This is a genomic window from Marinomonas atlantica (assembly GCF_001639725.1).
Taxonomy (GTDB): domain Bacteria; phylum Pseudomonadota; class Gammaproteobacteria; order Pseudomonadales; family Marinomonadaceae; genus Marinomonas; species Marinomonas atlantica.
The window spans coordinates 14,545-34,011 of sequence record NZ_LTAW01000012.1 but is presented as its reverse complement, the minus strand read 5'-3'; the positions used below and the strand labels follow the sequence as shown (position 1 = coordinate 34,011).

The following is a 19,467-nucleotide window of genomic DNA, read 5'->3' as shown; positions in this document are numbered from 1 at the left end:
TTCAACTCCAACCTATGCTTAACGCATTAGGCCATTTGGACCATATCCAGTCAGGTTCGACTTTTTCATCAATGACTCGTATTGATGACTCATTAAGTGACTTTGTACTTGTGACATGAAGTCCATCACTACGACCACTACGATTAACATCGAAGTACCACCGAAGTAGAAAGGAACATTCCAAGCCACAACAAAGAACTGAGGCATCAGTGACACTAGAGTGATATATAAAGCACCAAAAAGTGTCAAGCGAGTCATAACACCGTCGATATATCGAGCGGTGTGGTCGCCTGGACGAATGCCCGGCAAAAATGCTCCGGACTTTTTCAAGTTATCTGCCACATCTTTAGGGTTGAACACCAGCGCTGTATAAAAGAAGCAAAAGAAAACAATTGCTATCGCAAACAACAGCACATAGAGCGGTTGCCCAGGGGCTAGAGCCAAAGAAATATTTTGCAACCATTCCATACCCTCGCCTTGACCAAACCACTGGCCGATCGAAGCTGGGAACAGAAGAATACTAGAAGCAAATATAGGAGGGATTACACCCGCCATATTTACCTTTAGTGGCAAATGGCTCTTTTGTGCGGCAAACACCTTTTTGCCTTGCTGACGTTTAGCATAATTTACAGTAATTCGTCGCTGACCACGTTCGATAAAAACTACGAATGCGATGGTAGCGATTGCTAATATGCCAATCAGCAGCAATGCAAGGATATTGATATCACCTTGACGGGCCGACTCAAATGAACGACCTAGAGCAGAAGGAAGACCTGCTACGATACCGGCAAAGATAAGGATCGAAATACCATTACCAATGCCTTTTTCAGTAACTTGCTCACCTAACCACATCAAGAATACCGTACCAGCCACAAGAGTAACTACGGCAACTGCGTAGAACTCTAGACCAGAGCTGAACGAAATACCCTGACTAGCAAGGCCAACCGCCATAGAGGCGGATTGTACAAGAGCAAGTAAAACTGTTCCGTAACGAGTGTATTGAGTAATCTTACGACGACCCGCCTCACCTTCCTTTTTAAGCTGCTCTAGCTGTGGGCTCACTACAGTCAATAACTGCATAATGATCGAGGCAGAAATATATGGCAGGATACCCAGAGCAAAAATACTCATTCGTTCCAATGCGCCGCCTGAGAATACGTTAAATAGACTCAGGATTGTGCCTTCGTTCTGGTCAAATAATGCAGACAAACGATCTGGGTTAATCCCCGGGACCGGAATGTGTGCACCGATTCGATATACAATAATTGCTAGGAACACAAAACGAATTCGAGCCCAAAGCTCTCCAAGACCGTTTTGCATACCTGTAGGTAGTGAGCCACGCTTTGTCATCTATTCCTCGACTTTTCCGCCAGCTGCTTCAATAGCAGCGCGAGCACCTTTAGTAACTTTAAGGCCACGTACCGTTACTGCTTTGTCGATAGAGCCCGACAAGATAACTTTCGCTGACTTAATTTTGTCACCAATGATGTCTGCGCCTTTAAGAGCAGCCAAATCTACAACTTCTGCATTTACTGCGGTTAGTTCGTTAAGACGAACCTCAGCAACATACTGTGCCTGACGTGAAGTGAAACCAAATTTTGGCAGACGACGCTGCAATGGCATTTGACCGCCTTCAAAACCAGGTTTAACTGAGCCGCCTGAACGAGACTTAAGACCTTTGTGGCCACGTCCGCCAGTTTTGCCCAAACCGCTACCAATACCGCGGCCTACACGTTTAGGAGCATGCTTGCTACCTTCGCCAGGGCGAATAGTATTTAGGAACATGTTATTCTCCTACCACTTTAACCATGTAATAAACTTTATTGATCATGCCACGAACAGAAGGAGTATCTTCTAGTTCACGACGCTGACCAATCTTTTTAAGACCCAAGCCTTTAACTGTCTCACGGTGTTTCGGAAGACGACCGATAGGGCTACGAGTCAATTGAACTGTGATGGTGTTGTTAGCCATTTCACATTACCCCAAAATTTGATCGACAGACTTACCGCGTTTCGCAGCGATTTGCTCAGGTGCACGCATGTCAGCCAAACCTTTAATCGTTGCTTGAACAACGTTAATTGGGTTAGTTGATCCGTAACACTTAGCTAATACGTTGTGAACACCTGCGATTTCTAGAACCGCACGCATTGCACCACCTGCGATAACACCAGTACCTTGAGAAGCTGGCTGCATGTACACTTTAGATGCACCATGGTTAGCTTTAACAGGGTATTGAAGCGTGTCGCCATCTAGGGCAACAGAAACCATATTGCGACGAGCTTGCTCCATCGCTTTTTGGATTGCTTGAGGTACTTCACGTGCTTTACCACGACCGTAACCTACTTTGCCATTACCATCACCAACAACTGTCAAAGCAGTAAAAGAGAAGATACGACCACCCTTAACTACTTTGGCAACGCGGTTTACTTGTACTAGCTTCTCTTGTAGATCGCTAGTTTGTTGTTCGTTAACTGCCATTTGCTACCTCTTAGAACTCTAGACCAGCTTCACGCGCAGCATCTGCTAACGCCTGAACGCGACCGTGGTATTTGAAGCCAGAACGGTCAAATGCAACAGCGCTGATGCCAGCTGCTTTAGCACGTTCAGCGATAAGAGCACCCACTTTAGCTGCTGCATCTTTGTTACCAGTCGCAGAAGAACGTAGGCTCGCGTCTAGAGTAGAAGCGCTTGCTAGCACTGTGCTACCACATGGCGAAATTACTTGTGCATACATATGACGTGGTGTGCGATTTACAGTAAGACGGTTCGCACCTAGGTCACGAATATGCAAACGCGTGCGGCGAGCACGACGAATTCGAGATTGTTTCTTAGTGTTCATGAATGCTTACCTACTACTTTTTCTTAGCTTCTTTACGGCGAACAACTTCATCAGCATAACGAACACCTTTGCCTTTGTATGGCTCTGGTGGACGGAAGCCGCGAACTTCAGCAGCCACTTGGCCAACTGCTTGTTTGTCGATACCGCGAAGAATAACTTCTGTTTGTGATGCACACTCAGCTGTGATGCCTTCAGGCAATTCATAATCAACTGGATGTGAGAAACCTAGTGCAAGGTTCAGTACATTGCCTTTTACAGCAGCACGGTAACCAACACCTTGTAGTAGCAGACGTTTTTCAAAACCTTGGCTAACGCCAACAACCATGTTATTCACTAGGGCACGAGTAGTACCAGCTAATGCATTGGTTTGTTTTGCACCATCACGTGGTGCAAAAGTTAGAACATTGTCTTCTTTCTTAACTTCAACGCTTGCGTGTACGTTAAGCTCTAATGCACCTTTGCCGCCTTTAATAGATACAGCTTGGCCATTTAGAGTAACTTCTACACCACTAGGAAGCGTCACAGGGCTTTTCGCAACTCGAGACATACCTAACTCCTAGAAAACTGTGCAGATTACTTCGCCACCAATACCAGCAGCACGGGCTGCACGATCAGTCATCAAACCTTTAGAAGTAGAAATGATAGCAACGCCTAGGCCTGCTTCTACTTTAGGTAGTTCTGCTGATGCTTTGTATTGACGCAAACTTGGGCGAGAGACGCGTTTGATCTCTTCGATTACTGGCTTACCTTCGAAGTATTTAAGTTCGATTGTAAGAGTAGGCTTTGCACCTTCTTCAACGCTGTAGTCAGTTACGTAACCTTCTTCACGAAGAACATTAGCAACAGACACCTTCATGTTTGATGAAGGCATAGACACAGTTGTTTTTGCAGCCAACTGTGCGTTACGAATACGAGTAATCATATCCGCAATTGTATCTTGCATACTCATTTAAGAGCTCCTAATAAAAAAACCATTGTGCAGCAAATAGAGCTCGCGCATAGTACACAGCAGCGAGCAGAATGTCCAGTATTTAGACACCCTCTCACTGCCATGTATTATGATCGCGCTCTACTTGCTTACCAACTAGCTTTCTTCAAGCCTGGTACGTCGCCGCGCATCGCTGCTTCACGCAGTTTGATACGAGACAGGCCGAAGCGACGGTAAACACCGTGTGGACGACCTGTAATTTGACAACGGTTACGTTGGCGTGAAGAAGATGAATCGCGAGGAAGCGCTTGCAATTTAAGCGTTGCTTCCCACTTTTCATCGTCCGATGCATTAACGTCGTTAATGATCGCTTTTAGAGCAGCACGCTTTTCAGCGTACTTAGCTACTAATTTTTCGCGCTTAGCTTCGCGTTGAATCATTGATACTTTAGCCATGATTCCTACCTCTTATTTCTTGAAAGGGAAACTAAAGGCGGCTAGCAAAGCACGACCTTCTTCGTCGGTACGAGCAGTAGTAGTAATGGTAATATCCATACCGCGTACACGGTCTACTTTATCGTAATCGATTTCTGGGAAGATGATCTGCTCTTTAACACCCATACTGTAGTTACCGCGTCCGTCAAATGACTTCGGGTTTAAACCACGGAAGTCACGGATACGTGGGATAGCAACATCAACCAGACGGTCAAAGAAATCCCACATACGGTCGCCACGCAGAGTAACTTTACAACCGATCGGGTAACCGTCACGGATTTTAAAGCCTGCAACAGATTTGCGTGCTTTCGTTACTACCACTTTCTGGCCGCTAAGTGCTGTAAGATCATTTACCGCATTTTCAAGAAGTTTCTTGTCTGCGATAGCTTCACCAACACCCATATTCAACGTAATTTTAGTGATTTTAGGCACTTCCATTACGTTGTTGTAACTGAACTGTTCTGTCAGTTGAGCTACAACTTGATCTTTATAAACTTGCTTAAGTCTCGCCATGGCTATAAATTCTCGCTCTTAGGCGTCGATCGCTTCACTGTTAGATTTGAAAACACGTACTTTCGTACCGTCTTCATTCACTTTAAAGCCGACGCGATCCGCTTTACCCGTAGCATTATTGAAAATGGCTACATTTGAAACCTGGATAGGTGCTTCTTTTTCAACGATACCGCCAGTCGTACCCTTCATAGGGTTTGGCTTTTCATGTTTCTTGACCATATTGATACCAGAAACAAGTACACGGCTTTCGTCTACTACTTTAACAACTTTGCCGCGTTTGCCTTTATCTTTACCAGCAATTACTACGACTTCATCGTCACGTTTGATTTTACGCATTCTGTCCCCTCCCTCTTACAGCACTTCAGGCGCAAGAGAAACAATTTTCATGAACTGCTCAGTACGCAATTCACGTGTCACAGGACCAAAGATACGAGTACCGATCGGTTGGCCTGAAGCATTTAGTAGAACCGCAGAGTTTACATCAAAGCGGATCACAGAGCCATCAGGACGACGCACACCTTTCTTAGTTCGAACGACAACAGCGTTCATAACTTGGCCTTTCTTAACACGACCACGTGGGATCGCTTCTTTTACTGTGACCTTGATAATGTCACCGATTGCAGCATAACGACGATGAGAGCCACCCAGTACTTTAATACACTGAACGCGCTTCGCGCCGCTGTTATCTGCTACATCAAGCATCGATTCTGTTTGAATCATTACTGCTCTCCAATCAAATTAGATAACAAGTCTCATGAAGGAAGAAGCTGCTTATACAGCAGCTGCTTTCTCAACAACCTGAACTAGTTTCCAAGTTTTAGTTTTAGAGTAAGGACGTGTTTCCACGACTTTAACTGTATCACCAACTTGACACTCGTTGCTTTCATCATGAGCGTGCAGTTTAGATGAACGACGAACGAACTTACCGTATAAAGGGTGACGTTCAGTACGCTCAACTAGTACTACGATGGATTTATCCATCTTATCGCTTACTACTTTACCAGTAGCTGTACGAGCTTGAGTTTCTACACTTGCCATCTTAGTTACCTGCCTTATCATTTAGCACGGTTTTAACACGTGCGATATTGCGGCGAACTTGCGAGAGCAAATGAGTTTGAGCCAACTGACCAGTGGCCTTCTGCATGCGCAGAGTAAATTGCTCACGTAGCAGTTCGATCAAGGTCTGCTGTAGCTCAGCTACAGACTTTTCTTGCAATTCTTTTGCTTTCATCTACATCACCGTACGCGTTACGAAAGTTGTGGATAGAGGAAGCTTAGCCGCCGCTAGCGCGAACGCTTCGCGTGCTAGAGACTCAGATACGCCCTCAACTTCATAAAGCATCTTACCTGGTTGGATTTGAGCCACCCAGTATTCTACGCTACCTTTACCTTTACCCTGACGCACTTCTAGAGGCTTCTGAGTAATCGGCTTGTCTGGGAATACACGGATCCAAATTTTGCCGCCACGCTTGATGTGACGAGTCATTGCACGACGCGCCGCTTCAATTTGACGAGCAGTAAGACGACCACGTTCAGTCGACTTCAATCCGAATTCACCAAAGCTAACTTGGTTTCCGCGAAGCGCTAGACCGCGGTTACGGCCTTTTTGCATCTTACGGAACTTAGTACGTTTCGGCTGTAACATTTACTACCCCCTACTTAGACTTCTTCTTCTGTGCGCCTTTATCAGCACGCACTTGTTCAATACCGCCCAAGATTTCGCCTTTGAAGATCCACACTTTAACGCCAATAATGCCGTAAGTAGTGTTTGCTTCATAAGTAGCGTAGTCAATGTCAGCACGTAGAGTGTGTAGAGGCACACGGCCTTCACGGTACCACTCTGCACGAGCAATCTCAGCTCCGCCTAGACGACCACTTACCTGAACCTTGATACCTTTCGCACCAGCACGCATTGCATTTTGCACTGCTCGCTTCATAGCACGACGGAACATAACACGACGCTCAAGTTGACCCGCAATGTTTTGCGCAACCAATTTAGAGTCTAGTTCTGGTTTACGAATTTCTTCGATGTTGATATGAACCGGCACACCCATCATTGCTGATACAGCGTTACGTAGTTTTTCAACATCTTCGCCTTTCTTACCAATCACGATGCCTGGACGGGCAGTGTGAATTGTAATACGAGCAGTCTGTGCAGGACGCTGGATCTCGATACGAGATACAGAAGCCTGTACAAGTTTCTCTTCAAGGAACTTACGAACCTGAAGATCGTTTAATAGTTGCTTAGAGTAGTTTTGGTTGTTCGCATACCAAGTAGAAGTATGGTCTTTAACTATCCCTAGGCGAATTCCGGTTGGATGAACCTTCTGACCCATTGGGTTTCTCCTAATTAGTCAGCGACTTTAACTGTAATATGGCAACCGCGTTTTAGAATACGGTCAGCACGGCCTTTGGCACGTGGCATGATACGTTTTAGAGTCATAGCCTCATCAACGTAAGCCGTAGAAACACGCAAGTCATCTACATCAGCACCTTCGTTATGCTCAGCGTTAGCTATCGCAGACTCTAGTACTTTCTTGACAATTACTGCCGCCTTTTTAGGACTGAACGTTAAAATGTTCAGTGCTTCGCTAACAGATTTGCCGCGGATTTGATCTATAACCAAACGGGCCTTCTGCGCTGAGAGGCGAGCACCCTTCAATGAAGCGCTTACTTCACTCATGTTAATACCCCTTATTACCGTTTGGCTTTCTTGTCCGCAGCATGACCCTTGTAAGTACGGGTCGGAGCGAACTCACCCAATTTATGACCGACCATGTCTTCAGATACTAGAACTGGGACATGTTGGCGACCATTATGGACAGCGATAGTCAACCCTACAAATTCAGGGAAGATAGTAGAACGGCGCGACCAAGTTTTAATTGGACGACGGTCTTTCTTTTCTACCGCAGCCTCTACCTTTTTCAACAAATGAAGGTCGATAAAAGGACCTTTTTTTAGTGAACGTGGCACAGTCGTTTCCTCTTATTACTTAGTACGACGTCGTACAATAAGTTTATCAGTACGCTTGTTCTTACGAGTTTTGTAACCTTTCGTAGGAACACCCCAAGGTGTAACTGGGTGACGACCACCAGAGCTACGACCTTCACCACCACCATGCGGGTGATCCACAGGGTTCATTGCCGCACCGCGAACTGTAGGACGAACACCACGCCAGCGCTTAGCACCAGCTTTACCAAGAACACGCAGTGTGTGCTCAGAGTTAGATACTTCACCTAGAGTTGCACGACACTCAGTTAGAACTTTACGCATTTCACCAGAACGTAGGCGAAGAGTAACGTAACGACCTTCACGAGCAACAAGTTGAGCAGAAGCACCAGCAGAACGTGCAACTTGTGCACCTTTACCTGGCTTAAGCTCGATACAGTGAACAACGCTACCTACAGGAATATTTTGCAGAGGCAAAGTATTACCCGCTTTAATAGGAGCACTTGCACCGTTAGAAACAACAGTACCAGCTTCCATACCTTTGGAAGCGATAATGTAACGACGCTCACCATCAGCATATTTTACTAGTGCAATGTTTGCAGAACGGTTTGGATCATATTCCAAACGTTCAACTACCGCTGGGATACCATCTTTATTACGACGGAAATCTACGATGCGGTAATGTTGCTTATGACCACCACCTACGTGACGCGTAGTGATGCGTCCGTTGTTGTTACGGCCACCAGACTTGCTTTTTTTGTCAAGTAAAGGAGCGTATGGCGCACCTTTATGCAAGTCAGTGTTAACAACCTTAACAACGTGACGACGGCCTGCAGACGTTGGCTTACATTTTACAACAGCCATTGACCTATCTCCCCTTATTCAGCGCCCAAGAAATCAATTTCTTGGCCTTCTGCCAAACGTACGTACGCTTTTTTAACGTCGTTACGCTTGCCTAGACCACGAGCTGTGCGCTTAGTTTTACCGTTTTGGTTCAACGTGCGAACAGATTCTACTTTGACTTCAAACAACGCTTCGATTGCTTGTTTAATCTCTGGTTTCGTCGCGTTGTTAACAACGCGGAATACATACTGACCGTTACCTTCGGCAACGATAGTCGCTTTCTCAGAGATGTGTGGACCTAACAATACTTTATAAATGCGTTCGCCGATCATGCTAGTGCCTCCTCAACTTGTTTCAGAGCACCAACTGTCAACAACACTTTGTCGTATGCGATCAAGCTAACAGGGTCAATAGACGCTGCATCACGAACGTCAACGTTCGGAATGTTACGCGCAGCTAGGAACAGATTACTGTCTAGCTCTTGCGCAACTACAAGCGCGTTTTCAACATTCAATTCAGCCATTTTAGCTTTGAATAGCTTAGTTTTTGGAGCTTCGATAGAAAGCTCTTCAACTACAACAAGACGATCTTGACGAGCAAGCTCAGACCAGATGGTGCGCATTGCTGCACGGTACATCTTCTTGTTTACTTTCTGAGAGTGGTCTTGGTTTTTCGCAGCGAACGTAACGCCACCAGAACGCCATAGAGGACTACGGATCGTACCAGCACGCGCACGACCAGAACCTTTTTGTTTCCAAGGTTTGCGGCCACCACCAGCTACTTCAGAGCGAGTTTTCTGAGCACGAGTACCTTGACGAGCACCAGCCAGGTAAGAAGTAACAACCTGGTGAACTAGCGCTTCGTTGTATTCACGTGCGAAGGTTACATCAGAAACTTCTACAGTTCCCTCAGCACCTGTTAGATTCAAGTTCATTGTCTACCCCTTAGCGAGCTTTAACTGCTGGTTGAACGATTACGTCACCATTAACAGCGCCAGGAACCGCACCTTTTACAAGGATAAGGTTACGCTCAGCATCAACGCGAACAACTTCAAGAGATTGAGTTGTTACTTGAGCTGCGCCCATGTGACCAGCCATCTTTTTGCCTTTCCAAACACGACCAGGTGTTTGACATTGACCGATGGAACCAGGAGCACGGTGAGACAATGAGTTACCGTGAGTAGCATCTTGCATGCTAAAGTTGTGACGCTTAATTGCACCTTGGAAGCCTTTACCTTTCGATTGACCAATTACGTCAACTTTGGATACAGCTTCGAAATCCGCAACAGTCAGCTCATCACCAACATTAATTTCTTTTTCGTCACCAGAAAGGCGGAACTCCCACAAACCACGACCCGCTTCAACGTTCGCTTTTGCATAGTGTCCTGCAGCAGCTTTGTTTACACGGCTTGCACGGCGAGAACCTACAGTAACTTGTACAGCTGAGTAGCCGTCAGTTTCTGAGTCTTTCACCTGCGTTACACGGTTCGGTTCAACCTCGATAACGGTTACTGGCACGGATACACCCTCTTCGTTGAAGATACGTGTCATTCCGGCTTTACGTCCGACTAATTGAATAGCCATTTTATACCTCAATTGCCAGTTGTGTACGGGGCTATCACCCGCTACGGCTGATCATTCCAGATCATTCCACTATTGTGCTTAGGCCAACAGATACCTGTTGGTTATCGCACCCCTAAAACCTTTGGGAATTAACCCAAAGAAATTTGTACTTCCACGCCTGCCGCAAGGTCTAGCTTCATTAGAGCGTCAACTGTTTTTTCAGTTGGCTCAACGATGTCTAGAACACGTTTGTGAGTACGGATTTCGTATTGATCACGTGCATCTTTGTTCACGTGAGGAGAAATCAGTACTGTGTAACGTTCTTTGCGAGTAGGAAGCGGAATCGGACCACGTACTTGAGCGCCTGTGCGCTTAGCAGTGTCCACAATCTCTTGCGTTGAAGCATCAATCAAACGGTGATCGAAAGCTTTCAAACGAATACGGATCTTTTGGCTTTGCATTTCCAACTCCAAATACTATGTTCAGATAAGTCATCTGTACAGAATTTGACCTACCATCCTTATTTAAGGACGGCGAATGTTAGCCGTTTAGAAATTGGTTGTCAAGTAACCAATTTGAAAACAGCACCTATAAAAAAAGGTCGCCCTTTTGAGCGACCTTTTTTATACAGCTATAAATAAATTAAGCGAAGCTTGAATTATTTAAGAACTTTAGCAACAACACCAGCACCTACTGTACGACCACCTTCACGGATCGCGAAACGTAGACCTTCGTCCATCGCGATTGGGTGAATTAGAGATACAGTCATCTGGATGTTATCACCAGGCATTACCATTTCTACGCCTTCTGGAAGCTCACAAGCACCAGTTACGTCAGTTGTACGGAAGTAGAACTGTGGACGGTAACCTTTGAAGAAAGGAGTGTGGCGACCACCTTCATCTTTAGACAGAACGTATACTTCTGCTTCGAATTCAGTGTGTGGGTTAATAGAACCAGGCTTAGCTAGTACTTGACCACGCTGAACGTCATCACGCTTAGTACCACGTAGTAGTACGCCACAGTTCTCACCAGCACGACCTTCGTCTAGAAGCTTACGGAACATCTCAACGCCAGTACAAGTCGTTTTCGTAGTATCTTTGATACCAACGATTTCAACTTCTTCACCAACTTTAACGATACCACGCTCAACACGACCTGTTACTACAGTACCACGACCTTGGATAGAGAACACGTCCTCGATAGGCATGATGAATGCACCGTCGATTGCACGCTCTGGCTCTGGAATGTAGTTATCTAGAGCTTCAACTAGTTTAGTTACAGCTGTAGTACCCATTTCGTTTTCATCTTGGCCGTTAAGAGCCATTAGAGCAGAACCTGGGATGATTGGAGTGTCATCACCTGGGAAGTCGTACTCAGATAGAAGATCACGTAGTTCCATTTCTACAAGCTCTTGCATCTCAGCGTATTCTTCAGTGTCAGCGCCGCCACAGTCTTCAGCTAGAAGGTCTGCTTTGTTTAGGAATACTACGATGTAAGGTACACCTACTTGACGAGAAAGAAGGATGTGCTCACGAGTTTGAGGCATAGGACCATCAGTCGCACCACAAACAAGGATCGCACCATCCATTTGAGCAGCACCAGTGATCATGTTTTTAACATAATCGGCGTGTCCAGGACAGTCTACGTGTGCGTAGTGACGAGTTGGAGAATCGTACTCTACGTGAGACGTTGCGATTGTGATACCACGCTCACGCTCTTCTGGAGCATTATCGATACCGTCAAACGCTACCGCTGTACCGCCAAATACTTCAGCACATACGCGAGTAAGTGCTGCTGTTAGGGTAGTTTTACCGTGGTCAACGTGACCGATTGTACCAACGTTAACGTGTGGTTTACTACGTTCGAACTTAGCTTTTGCCATGATACATACACCTTATGATTAGTAAGTATGATGATTAAATTTAATTTTTAATGATCGCGTCTGCCACACTAGCTGGCGCTTCAGCGTATTTCAGAAATTCCATTGCATAACTTGCACGCCCTTGCGACAAACTACGCACGTCTGTTGCATATCCGAACATTTCACCTAACGGCACTTCCGCTCGAATAATTTTACCAGACAAGGAATCTTCCATCCCCTGAACAAGTCCTCGGCGACGATTCAGGTCTCCCATCACGTCCCCCATGTATTCTTCAGGAGTTACAACCTCTACTTTCATTACGGGCTCAAGAACACAAGGCTCTGCGTCAGCAGCACCTTTCTTCAAGCCTTGAGAGGCTGCAATTTTAAAGGCCATTTCATTAGAGTCAACATCATGGAATGAACCATCGAACAATACCACTTTCAACCCAAGTAATGGGTAGCCAGCAACAACACCGTTCTTCATTTGCTCTGAAATGCCTCTTTCGACAGCTGGGATGTATTCCTTAGGAATAGCACCGCCGACAATCTCATTCACAAACTCCAAGCCTTCTTTATCGGTAGGAATAAGCTTCATTATTACGTGGCCGTACTGTCCTCGACCACCTGATTGCCGCACAAATTTGTGGTTAACTTCCACTTCTTTGCGAATTTTCTCTCGGTATGACACTTGCGGCTTACCGATGTTCGCGTCAACTTTAAATTCACGCTTCATTCGATCCACAAGTATGTCTAGGTGTAGCTCACCCATACCAGAAATAATGGTTTGACCTGTCTCTTCGTGTGTCTCTACGCGGAAAGAAGGATCTTCCTGCGCAAGCTTACCAAGAGCCACAGCCATTTTATCTTGATCCGCTTGAGATTTAGGCTCAACAGCGACAGATATCACTGGCTCAGGAAACTCCATACGCTCGAGTACAACAATGTCTTTGCCGTCACACAACGTATCCCCTGTCGTCACATCCTTCATACCAATCAAAGCAGCAATGTCGCCTGCGCGTACTTCTTTGATCTCTTCACGGTTATTTGCATGCATTTGAACCATACGGCCCACACGCTCTTTTTTGTGCTTAACCGAGTTGTATACTGCGTCGCCTGAACTTAGAACGCCAGAATATACACGTACAAAAGTTAATGTGCCCACAAACGGGTCCGTAGCAATTTTAAATGCTAAAGAGGCAAATGGTGCGCTGTCATCTGCTTCACGAGCCACAACGGTTTCAGCATCTTCTAAGGTGCCTTCAATCGCTTTCACTTCTAAAGGTGATGGCAGATATTCAACAACAGCATCAAGTACAGCCTGCACTCCTTTATTCTTAAATGCAGACCCACAGGTTACTAATACAACTTCGTTAGCTAGCGTACGAATTCGTAACCCTTTCTTGATATCTTCGACTGACAGATCACCTTCTTCAAGGTATTTATCCATCAATTCTTCATTTGCTTCCGCGGCGGCCTCAAGCATTTTTTCACGCCACTCTTCAGCGACGCCAACCAAGTCTGCCGGAACATCTTCAAGATCATAGGTCATCCCTTGATCTTCTTCGTTCCACATAATGGCCTTCATGCTCAACAAATCAACTACACCGGCAAAATCTTCTTCAGTGCCAATGTTAATTTGAATCGGCACTGCATTTGCGCCCAAACGATCTTCGAGTTGCCCTACGACACTGAAGAAATCCGCACCAGTACGATCCATCTTATTGACGAATACCATACGAGGCACTTCATATTTGTTTGCTTGACGCCATACAGTTTCCGTCTGAGGCTGCACACCAGAGGATCCACACAACACCACTACGGCACCATCAAGCACACGCAAAGAACGCTCTACCTCGATGGTAAAATCTACGTGACCTGGGGTATCGATAATATTAATGCGGTGCTGATCGAACTGCTGATTCATGCCACTCCAGAAGCAAGTTGTTGCTGCTGAAGTAATCGTGATACCACGCTCTTGCTCCTGCTCCATCCAGTCCATGGTGGCTGCACCATCATGGACTTCACCGATCTTATGAGAAAGACCGGTGTAGAACAGAACACGCTCAGTAGTTGTCGTCTTACCCGCATCAACGTGCGCACAAATACCAATATTGCGGTAACGATTGATGGGTGTCTTACGTGCCACTTAAGCTTCTCCGGAAGATTAGAAACGGTAGTGCGAGAACGCTTTGTTCGCTTCAGCCATACGGTGAACGTCTTCACGTTTCTTAACAGCTGAACCTTTATTCTCAGACGCATCTAGAATTTCGCCTGCTAAACGTAGTGCCATTGACTTCTCACCACGCTTACGAGCAGCGTCTACTAACCAACGCATAGATAGCGCTGAACGACGTGCCGGACGAACTTCTACAGGTACTTGGTATGTAGCACCACCAACACGGCGAGATTTAACCTCAACCATTGGCTGGATAGATTCAAGTGCTTTTTCGAAAACCGACATTGGGTCTTCAGATTTAGTACGCTGCGCTACTGTTTCCAAAGCATTGTAAACGATGCTTTCTGCAACAGATTTCTTACCACTAACCATTACGTGGTTAATGAATTTAGCAAGCAGTTGGCTTCCGTGTTTAGGATCCGGAAGTATTTCACGCTTTGCGACTACGCGTCTTCTAGGCATGGGTTATGTCCTCTTCAGGTGAGTCCGAGACCATCTCTGTGCTCGGCCTTACTGTATTAAAAAATTATGTCTAAACGATTAAAGCAGCTTGATAGCTTACTTAGGACGTTTAGTACCGTATTTAGAACGGCCTTGCTTACGATTTTGTACGCCAGAAGTATCTAGGCTACCACGCACTGTGTGGTAACGAACACCTGGAAGGTCTTTTACACGACCGCCACGAATCAGCACTACGCTGTGTTCCTGTAGGTTGTGGCCTTCACCACCGATGTATGAAGTTACTTCGAAGCCGTTCGTCAAGCGAACACGACATACTTTACGCAAAGCCGAGTTCGGCTTCTTAGGCGTAGTAGTGTATACACGTGTGCAGACGCCACGGCGTTGCGGACAAGCTTGCAACGCAGGAACGTCACTTTTTGCCACTTTACGTTTACGTGGTTTACGAACCAACTGGTTAACGGTTGCCATTTAACAAGCTCCACATCCAAGTCTATTGGCGGAAATCGCCAAAAATAACGAGGCGCAAGTTTAATTTGCGCCTATAAAACAGTCAATAGGGAGGCGAACAAAAATTCACCTCCCATGCATATATCAACAGTGTTTAGTCTTTTAATGCTGCACTTAGCGCTTCTTCTACATCAGAAGCACTTACTGAAGCACTACCTTCAACTGCTGCTTTCGCAAGCTCTTTCTTAGCTTTGCGGCCGCTATGGTAAGCCAAACCTGTTCCAGCTGGAATCAGACGACCTACTACAACGTTTTCTTTCAGACCACGCAAATGGTCTTTCTTACCAGTTACTGCACCTTCAGTTAGTACACGAGTCGTCTCTTGGAACGATGCCGCAGAGATAAATGACTCAGTTGCCAATGAAGCTTTAGTAATACCAAGCAGTACACGCTCGTACTTAGAAGGGAAACGACCTTCTGCTTCTGCAGCTTCGTTCGCTTCTTGCATTTGTGTGTATTCTACTTGATCACCCTGAATCAGGTTAGTATCACCCGAATCAGCGATGTCTACTTTACGAAGCATCTGACGCACAATAACTTCGATGTGCTTATCGTTGATGCCTACGCCCTGTAGACGGTAAACCTCTTGTACTTCGTTGGTAATGTAGTCAGCTAGCGCTACAACACCTTGAAGACGCAAGATATCATGCGGGTTCAAAGGACCGTCAGCAATGATCTCACCTTTAGCAACTTCTTCACCATCGAAGATGTTGATCTGACGCCATTTTGGAATCAGAGTTTCGATTGGATCGCCACCATCTTGTGGTGTGATAACCAAACGGATCTTACCTTTTGTCTCTTTACCAAAACTTACCACACCCGTTGCTTCTGCCATGACAGCAGGATCTTTCGGACGACGCGCTTCAAATAAGTCAGCTACGCGTGGCAGACCACCGGTAATATCTTTGTTACCTTGAGATTCTTGCGGGATACGCGCTAGTACTTCACCAGACTTAACTGTTGAGCCATGATCCAAGCTCAAAAGAGCTTTTTCAGGCAACATGTACTGCACTGGCATTTCCGTGCCCGGAATCATCACAGGTGCACCCGTTTCATCCACTACCGAGATAGTTGGACGAATATCTTTACCAGACGATGGGCGATCACGCATTTCTAAGACCTCAATCGTCGTTAAGCCCGTAAGCTCATCCGATTGACGACGAATAGTAACCCCCTCATCCATACCAGAGAATTCAAGTTTACCTTGCATCTCAGATACGATTGGGTGGGTATGCGGATCCCAGTTAGCAACCACCTGACCTGCGGTCACTTGATCACCTTCACGGATACTTAGTACAGCACCGTATGGAAGCTTGTAACGCTCTTTCTCACGACCCGCCTCATCGGCAATAGCCAATTCAGATGAACGCGAAGCAACTACTAGTTGACCGTTTTCACGCTCAATGCTCTTCATCTTATGGAAACGTACAGTACCGGCACTCTTAATTTGAACACTGTCTACTGCAGACGCTCGAGAAGCCGCACCACCAATGTGGAAGGTACGCATGGTAAGCTGTGTACCTGGCTCACCGATTGACTGTGCGGCAACAACACCAACAGCCTCACCAATGTTAACCAAATGACCACGAGCCAAGTCACGACCGTAACACATGCCACAAACACCGTGCTTCGTCTCACAGCTGATAACCGAGCGTACGATCATCTCATCCACACCGGCAGCTTCAATGGCACGCACACTGTGCTCATCAATAAGAACGCCAGCTTCAACCACAAGCTCACCTTTCGAATCGATGACGTCTTGTGCAACCACACGGCCCAGCACTCGCTGACCTAGAGGCACAACTACGTCACCACCTTCGATCAAGGCACTAACAAGCAAGCCTTCTTTCGCACCACAGTCTACTTCAGTGATAACCAAGTCTTGCGCAACATCTACTAGACGACGCGTTAAGTAACCTGAGTTAGCCGTTTTCAAAGCGGTATCGGCAAGACCCTTACGCGCACCGTGAGTCGAGGTAAAGTACTGTAGTACCGATAGACCTTCACGGAAGTTCGCTGTGATCGGTGTCTCGATGATGGAACCATCCGGTTTCGCCATCAGACCACGCATACCACCAAGCTGACGCATCTGAGCCACACTACCACGGGCACCAGAGTCGGCCATCATGTAAACAGAGTTAAATGACTGCTGCTCAACTTCTTTCCCGTCTTTATCGATAACCGTTTCTTTTGCCAAGTTTTTCATCATGGCTTCAGTAACAGTTTCGTTAGTACGAGACCATAAGTCGATTACCTTATTATACTTCTCGCCTTGCGTTACAAGACCATCGGCAAATTGGTATTCGATTTCTTTAACTTCTTCTTCGGCTTGCGCAATGATCGTCACTTTTTCTGGTGGGATAACAAAATCATCAACACCTACAGAAGAACCAGACGCTGTCGCATATTCAAAACCTGTGTACATTAACTGGTCAGCAAAAACACACGTTTCTTTCAAACCAACTTTGCGGTAACACTGGTTGATCAAGTTAGAGATCGCTTTCTTCTTCATCGGCTGGTTAATGACCGAGAATGGAAGGCCATCAGGCACGATATCAAACAACAATGCACGACCGACGGTTGTGTCGGCGATAAATGTAGCAGGTACTTTTTCGCCTTCTAGCGTTGTATCTACTTCACTAACACGAACTTTGATCTTCGCGTGCAACTCAACTTGCTTTGAACCATAGGCGCGATGTACTTCTTTGATGTCAGCAAAGGCCATGCCTTCGCCTTTCGCGTTAATTTTATCACGCGTCATGTAGTACAGACCCAATACAACGTCCTGAGAAGGAACGATGATCGGCTCACCATTGGCAGGCGATAGGATGTTGTTGGTAGACATCATCAACGCACGTGCTTCAAGCTGTGCTTCAATCGTCAACGGTACGTGTACCGCCATTTGGTCACCATCAAAGTCGGCGTTGTAAGCCGCACACACTAATGGGTGCAACTGAATCGCTTTACCTTCGATTAGAATCGGCTCAAAAGCCTGGATACCCAAACGGTGAAGTGTTGGCGCACGGTTCAACATCACTGGATGTTCGCGGATAACCTCATCTAGGATATCCCATACTTCTGGTGTTTCACGCTCAACCATTTTCTTCGCAGCTTTGATGGTTGTTGCCATGCCACGAAGTTCTAGTTTAGAGAAAATGAATGGCTTGAATAGCTCAAGTGCCATTTTCTTAGGTAAACCACACTGGTGCAAACGTAGTGATGGACCTACTGTAATTACAGAACGGCCAGAGTAATCTACACGTTTACCCAAAAGGTTTTGACGGAAACGACCCTGCTTACCTTTGATCATGTCAGCCAAAGATTTCAGAGGACGCTTGTTTGAACCTGTGATTGCACGACCGCGACGACCGTTATCCAATAGCGCATCGACAGACTCTTGTAACATACGTTTTTCGTTACGTACGATAATGTCTGGAGCTGACAGCTCAAGAAGGCGCTTAAGACGGTTATTACGGTTGATAACTCGACGGTATAGATCGTTCAAATCAGACGTCGCAAAACGGCCGCCTTCTAGTGGTACTAGAGGGCGAAGATCTGGCGGCAATACTGGTAGAACATTTAACACCATCCACTCTGGGTTGTTACCAGAATGATGGAAAGCTTCAATCAGTTTAAGACGCTTAGAAAGCTTCTTAATACGTGTTTCAGAATTAGTTGCGTTCAACTCTTCGCGCATGGTGCTGATTTCTTCAGGCAGATCCATGTCACGAAGAAGCATTTGAATTGCTTCGGCACCCATACGAGCGTCAAATTCGTCGCCAAATTCTTCTAAAGCTTCGAAGTACTGCTCGTCGTTCAGTAGCTGACCTTTCTCAAGCGTTGTCATGCCTGGGTCAATCACGATGAATGATTCGAAGTAAAGTACACGCTCAATATCACGCAGTGTCATATCCATGATAAGACCGATACGTGATGGCAGAGATTTTAGGAACCAGATGTGAGCAACCGGTGAAGCTAACTCGATGTGTCCCATGCGTTCACGACGCACTTTCGACAACGCCACTTCAACGCCACACTTCTCACAAATGACACCACGGTGCTTCAGACGCTTGTATTTACCACACAAGCACTCATAGTCCTTAATAGGACCAAAAATTTTGGCACAGAACAGACCGTCACGTTCTGGTTTGAACGTACGGTAGTTGATGGTTTCTGGCTTTTTAACTTCACCATAAGACCATGAACGAATCATATCTGGAGAAGCTAAGCCAATGCGAATCGCATCAAACTCTTCTGATTGTCCCTGTGTTTTTAGAAGACCTAATAAGTCTTTCATGGATATTCGCCCCACTCGTAAGGCTGGGAAGG

The 19,467-nt window shown here is 46.0% G+C and carries 27 protein-coding genes; all 27 read right to left on the bottom strand.

All coding sequences use genetic code 11. The features are described from left to right. Positions 1-18: 18 nt before the first annotated feature. Positions 19-1,350, bottom strand: a complete 1,332-nt coding sequence (gene secY / locus AYW75_RS16835) for a preprotein translocase subunit SecY (RefSeq protein ID WP_067037096.1) — start codon at positions 1,348-1,350, stop codon at positions 19-21. After that, positions 1,351-1,785, bottom strand: coding sequence for a 50S ribosomal protein L15 (gene rplO, locus AYW75_RS16830; RefSeq protein WP_067037095.1), 435 nt, complete (start codon positions 1,783-1,785; stop codon positions 1,351-1,353). A gap of 1 nt (position 1,786) precedes the next feature. Continuing rightward, positions 1,787-1,972: a 50S ribosomal protein L30 gene (gene rpmD / locus AYW75_RS16825; protein WP_067037089.1), complete on the bottom strand. Its 186-nt coding sequence runs from the start codon at positions 1,970-1,972 to the stop codon at positions 1,787-1,789. Positions 1,973-1,978: 6 nt separating this feature from the next. Then, positions 1,979-2,479: a 30S ribosomal protein S5 gene (rpsE, locus tag AYW75_RS16820; protein ID WP_067037087.1), complete on the bottom strand. Its 501-nt coding sequence runs from the start codon at positions 2,477-2,479 to the stop codon at positions 1,979-1,981. Between the two features lie 10 nt (positions 2,480-2,489). Continuing rightward, a complete protein-coding gene (rplR, locus tag AYW75_RS16815) occupies positions 2,490-2,840 on the bottom strand; it encodes a 50S ribosomal protein L18 (protein ID WP_067037085.1) in 351 nt (116 codons plus the stop codon). A gap of 13 nt (positions 2,841-2,853) precedes the next feature. Next, positions 2,854-3,387: a 50S ribosomal protein L6 gene (gene rplF / locus AYW75_RS16810; RefSeq protein ID WP_067101998.1), complete on the bottom strand. Its 534-nt coding sequence runs from the start codon at positions 3,385-3,387 to the stop codon at positions 2,854-2,856. Between the two features lie 9 nt (positions 3,388-3,396). Continuing rightward, positions 3,397-3,789, bottom strand: coding sequence for a 30S ribosomal protein S8 (gene rpsH, locus AYW75_RS16805; RefSeq protein ID WP_067101995.1), 393 nt, complete (start codon positions 3,787-3,789; stop codon positions 3,397-3,399). A gap of 128 nt (positions 3,790-3,917) precedes the next feature. Beyond that, positions 3,918-4,223 (bottom strand): 30S ribosomal protein S14, encoded by a 306-nt coding sequence (rpsN, locus tag AYW75_RS16800; protein WP_067037081.1) that lies wholly within the window; start codon positions 4,221-4,223, stop codon positions 3,918-3,920. A 12-nt stretch (positions 4,224-4,235) separates the two neighbouring features. Beyond that, complete coding sequence (rplE, locus tag AYW75_RS16795; protein ID WP_067101992.1) at positions 4,236-4,775, bottom strand: 50S ribosomal protein L5; 540 nt, start codon at positions 4,773-4,775, stop codon at positions 4,236-4,238. A gap of 18 nt (positions 4,776-4,793) precedes the next feature. Then, positions 4,794-5,111, bottom strand: a complete 318-nt coding sequence (gene rplX / locus AYW75_RS16790) for a 50S ribosomal protein L24 (RefSeq protein ID WP_067037077.1) — start codon at positions 5,109-5,111, stop codon at positions 4,794-4,796. Between the two features lie 15 nt (positions 5,112-5,126). Further along, positions 5,127-5,495: a 50S ribosomal protein L14 gene (gene rplN / locus AYW75_RS16785; RefSeq protein ID WP_067037076.1), complete on the bottom strand. Its 369-nt coding sequence runs from the start codon at positions 5,493-5,495 to the stop codon at positions 5,127-5,129. A 51-nt stretch (positions 5,496-5,546) separates the two neighbouring features. After that, a complete protein-coding gene (gene rpsQ, locus AYW75_RS16780; protein ID WP_067101990.1) occupies positions 5,547-5,813 on the bottom strand; it encodes a 30S ribosomal protein S17 in 267 nt (88 codons plus the stop codon). A 1-nt stretch (position 5,814) separates the two neighbouring features. Then, complete coding sequence (gene rpmC / locus AYW75_RS16775; RefSeq protein ID WP_055462810.1) at positions 5,815-6,006, bottom strand: 50S ribosomal protein L29; 192 nt, start codon at positions 6,004-6,006, stop codon at positions 5,815-5,817. Continuing rightward, positions 6,007-6,420, bottom strand: coding sequence for a 50S ribosomal protein L16 (rplP, locus tag AYW75_RS16770; protein ID WP_067037074.1), 414 nt, complete (start codon positions 6,418-6,420; stop codon positions 6,007-6,009). A 10-nt stretch (positions 6,421-6,430) separates the two neighbouring features. Then, a complete protein-coding gene (gene rpsC / locus AYW75_RS16765) occupies positions 6,431-7,111 on the bottom strand; it encodes a 30S ribosomal protein S3 (RefSeq protein ID WP_067037072.1) in 681 nt (226 codons plus the stop codon). 14 nt (positions 7,112-7,125) lie between these two features. Further along, the gene (gene rplV / locus AYW75_RS16760) at positions 7,126-7,458 is read right to left on the bottom strand and encodes a 50S ribosomal protein L22 (RefSeq protein ID WP_067037070.1); all 333 of its coding nucleotides are present in this window, start codon (positions 7,456-7,458) and stop codon (positions 7,126-7,128) included. 14 nt (positions 7,459-7,472) lie between these two features. Beyond that, positions 7,473-7,748, bottom strand: a complete 276-nt coding sequence (gene rpsS / locus AYW75_RS16755) for a 30S ribosomal protein S19 (RefSeq protein WP_067037068.1) — start codon at positions 7,746-7,748, stop codon at positions 7,473-7,475. A gap of 15 nt (positions 7,749-7,763) precedes the next feature. Continuing rightward, the gene (gene rplB, locus AYW75_RS16750; RefSeq protein WP_067037066.1) at positions 7,764-8,588 is read right to left on the bottom strand and encodes a 50S ribosomal protein L2; all 825 of its coding nucleotides are present in this window, start codon (positions 8,586-8,588) and stop codon (positions 7,764-7,766) included. Positions 8,589-8,602: 14 nt separating this feature from the next. After that, complete coding sequence (gene rplW, locus AYW75_RS16745; RefSeq protein ID WP_067037064.1) at positions 8,603-8,899, bottom strand: 50S ribosomal protein L23; 297 nt, start codon at positions 8,897-8,899, stop codon at positions 8,603-8,605. After that, positions 8,896-9,501, bottom strand: a complete 606-nt coding sequence (gene rplD / locus AYW75_RS16740; RefSeq protein ID WP_067037062.1) for a 50S ribosomal protein L4 — start codon at positions 9,499-9,501, stop codon at positions 8,896-8,898. Before rplD ends, rplW begins: the two co-directional genes overlap by 4 nt. 10 nt (positions 9,502-9,511) lie before the next feature. Beyond that, positions 9,512-10,150 (bottom strand): 50S ribosomal protein L3, encoded by a 639-nt coding sequence (gene rplC, locus AYW75_RS16735; RefSeq protein ID WP_067101987.1) that lies wholly within the window; start codon positions 10,148-10,150, stop codon positions 9,512-9,514. Between the two features lie 128 nt (positions 10,151-10,278). Further along, positions 10,279-10,590, bottom strand: a complete 312-nt coding sequence (gene rpsJ, locus AYW75_RS16730; RefSeq protein ID WP_012071937.1) for a 30S ribosomal protein S10 — start codon at positions 10,588-10,590, stop codon at positions 10,279-10,281. Positions 10,591-10,787: 197 nt separating this feature from the next. After that, positions 10,788-12,011, bottom strand: a complete 1,224-nt coding sequence (tuf, locus tag AYW75_RS16725) for an elongation factor Tu (RefSeq protein WP_067101985.1) — start codon at positions 12,009-12,011, stop codon at positions 10,788-10,790. A 40-nt stretch (positions 12,012-12,051) separates the two neighbouring features. Next, positions 12,052-14,139: an elongation factor G gene (fusA, locus tag AYW75_RS16720; protein ID WP_067101983.1), complete on the bottom strand. Its 2,088-nt coding sequence runs from the start codon at positions 14,137-14,139 to the stop codon at positions 12,052-12,054. Between the two features lie 18 nt (positions 14,140-14,157). Continuing rightward, the gene (gene rpsG / locus AYW75_RS16715) at positions 14,158-14,631 is read right to left on the bottom strand and encodes a 30S ribosomal protein S7 (RefSeq protein WP_067037053.1); all 474 of its coding nucleotides are present in this window, start codon (positions 14,629-14,631) and stop codon (positions 14,158-14,160) included. A gap of 96 nt (positions 14,632-14,727) precedes the next feature. Beyond that, entirely contained in the window at positions 14,728-15,099 is a 372-nt protein-coding gene (gene rpsL / locus AYW75_RS16710) for a 30S ribosomal protein S12 (RefSeq protein ID WP_013659444.1), read from the bottom strand. A gap of 133 nt (positions 15,100-15,232) precedes the next feature. Continuing rightward, the gene (rpoC, locus tag AYW75_RS16705) at positions 15,233-19,435 is read right to left on the bottom strand and encodes a DNA-directed RNA polymerase subunit beta' (protein ID WP_067101980.1); all 4,203 of its coding nucleotides are present in this window, start codon (positions 19,433-19,435) and stop codon (positions 15,233-15,235) included. Between the last annotated feature and the right edge of the window lie 32 nt (positions 19,436-19,467).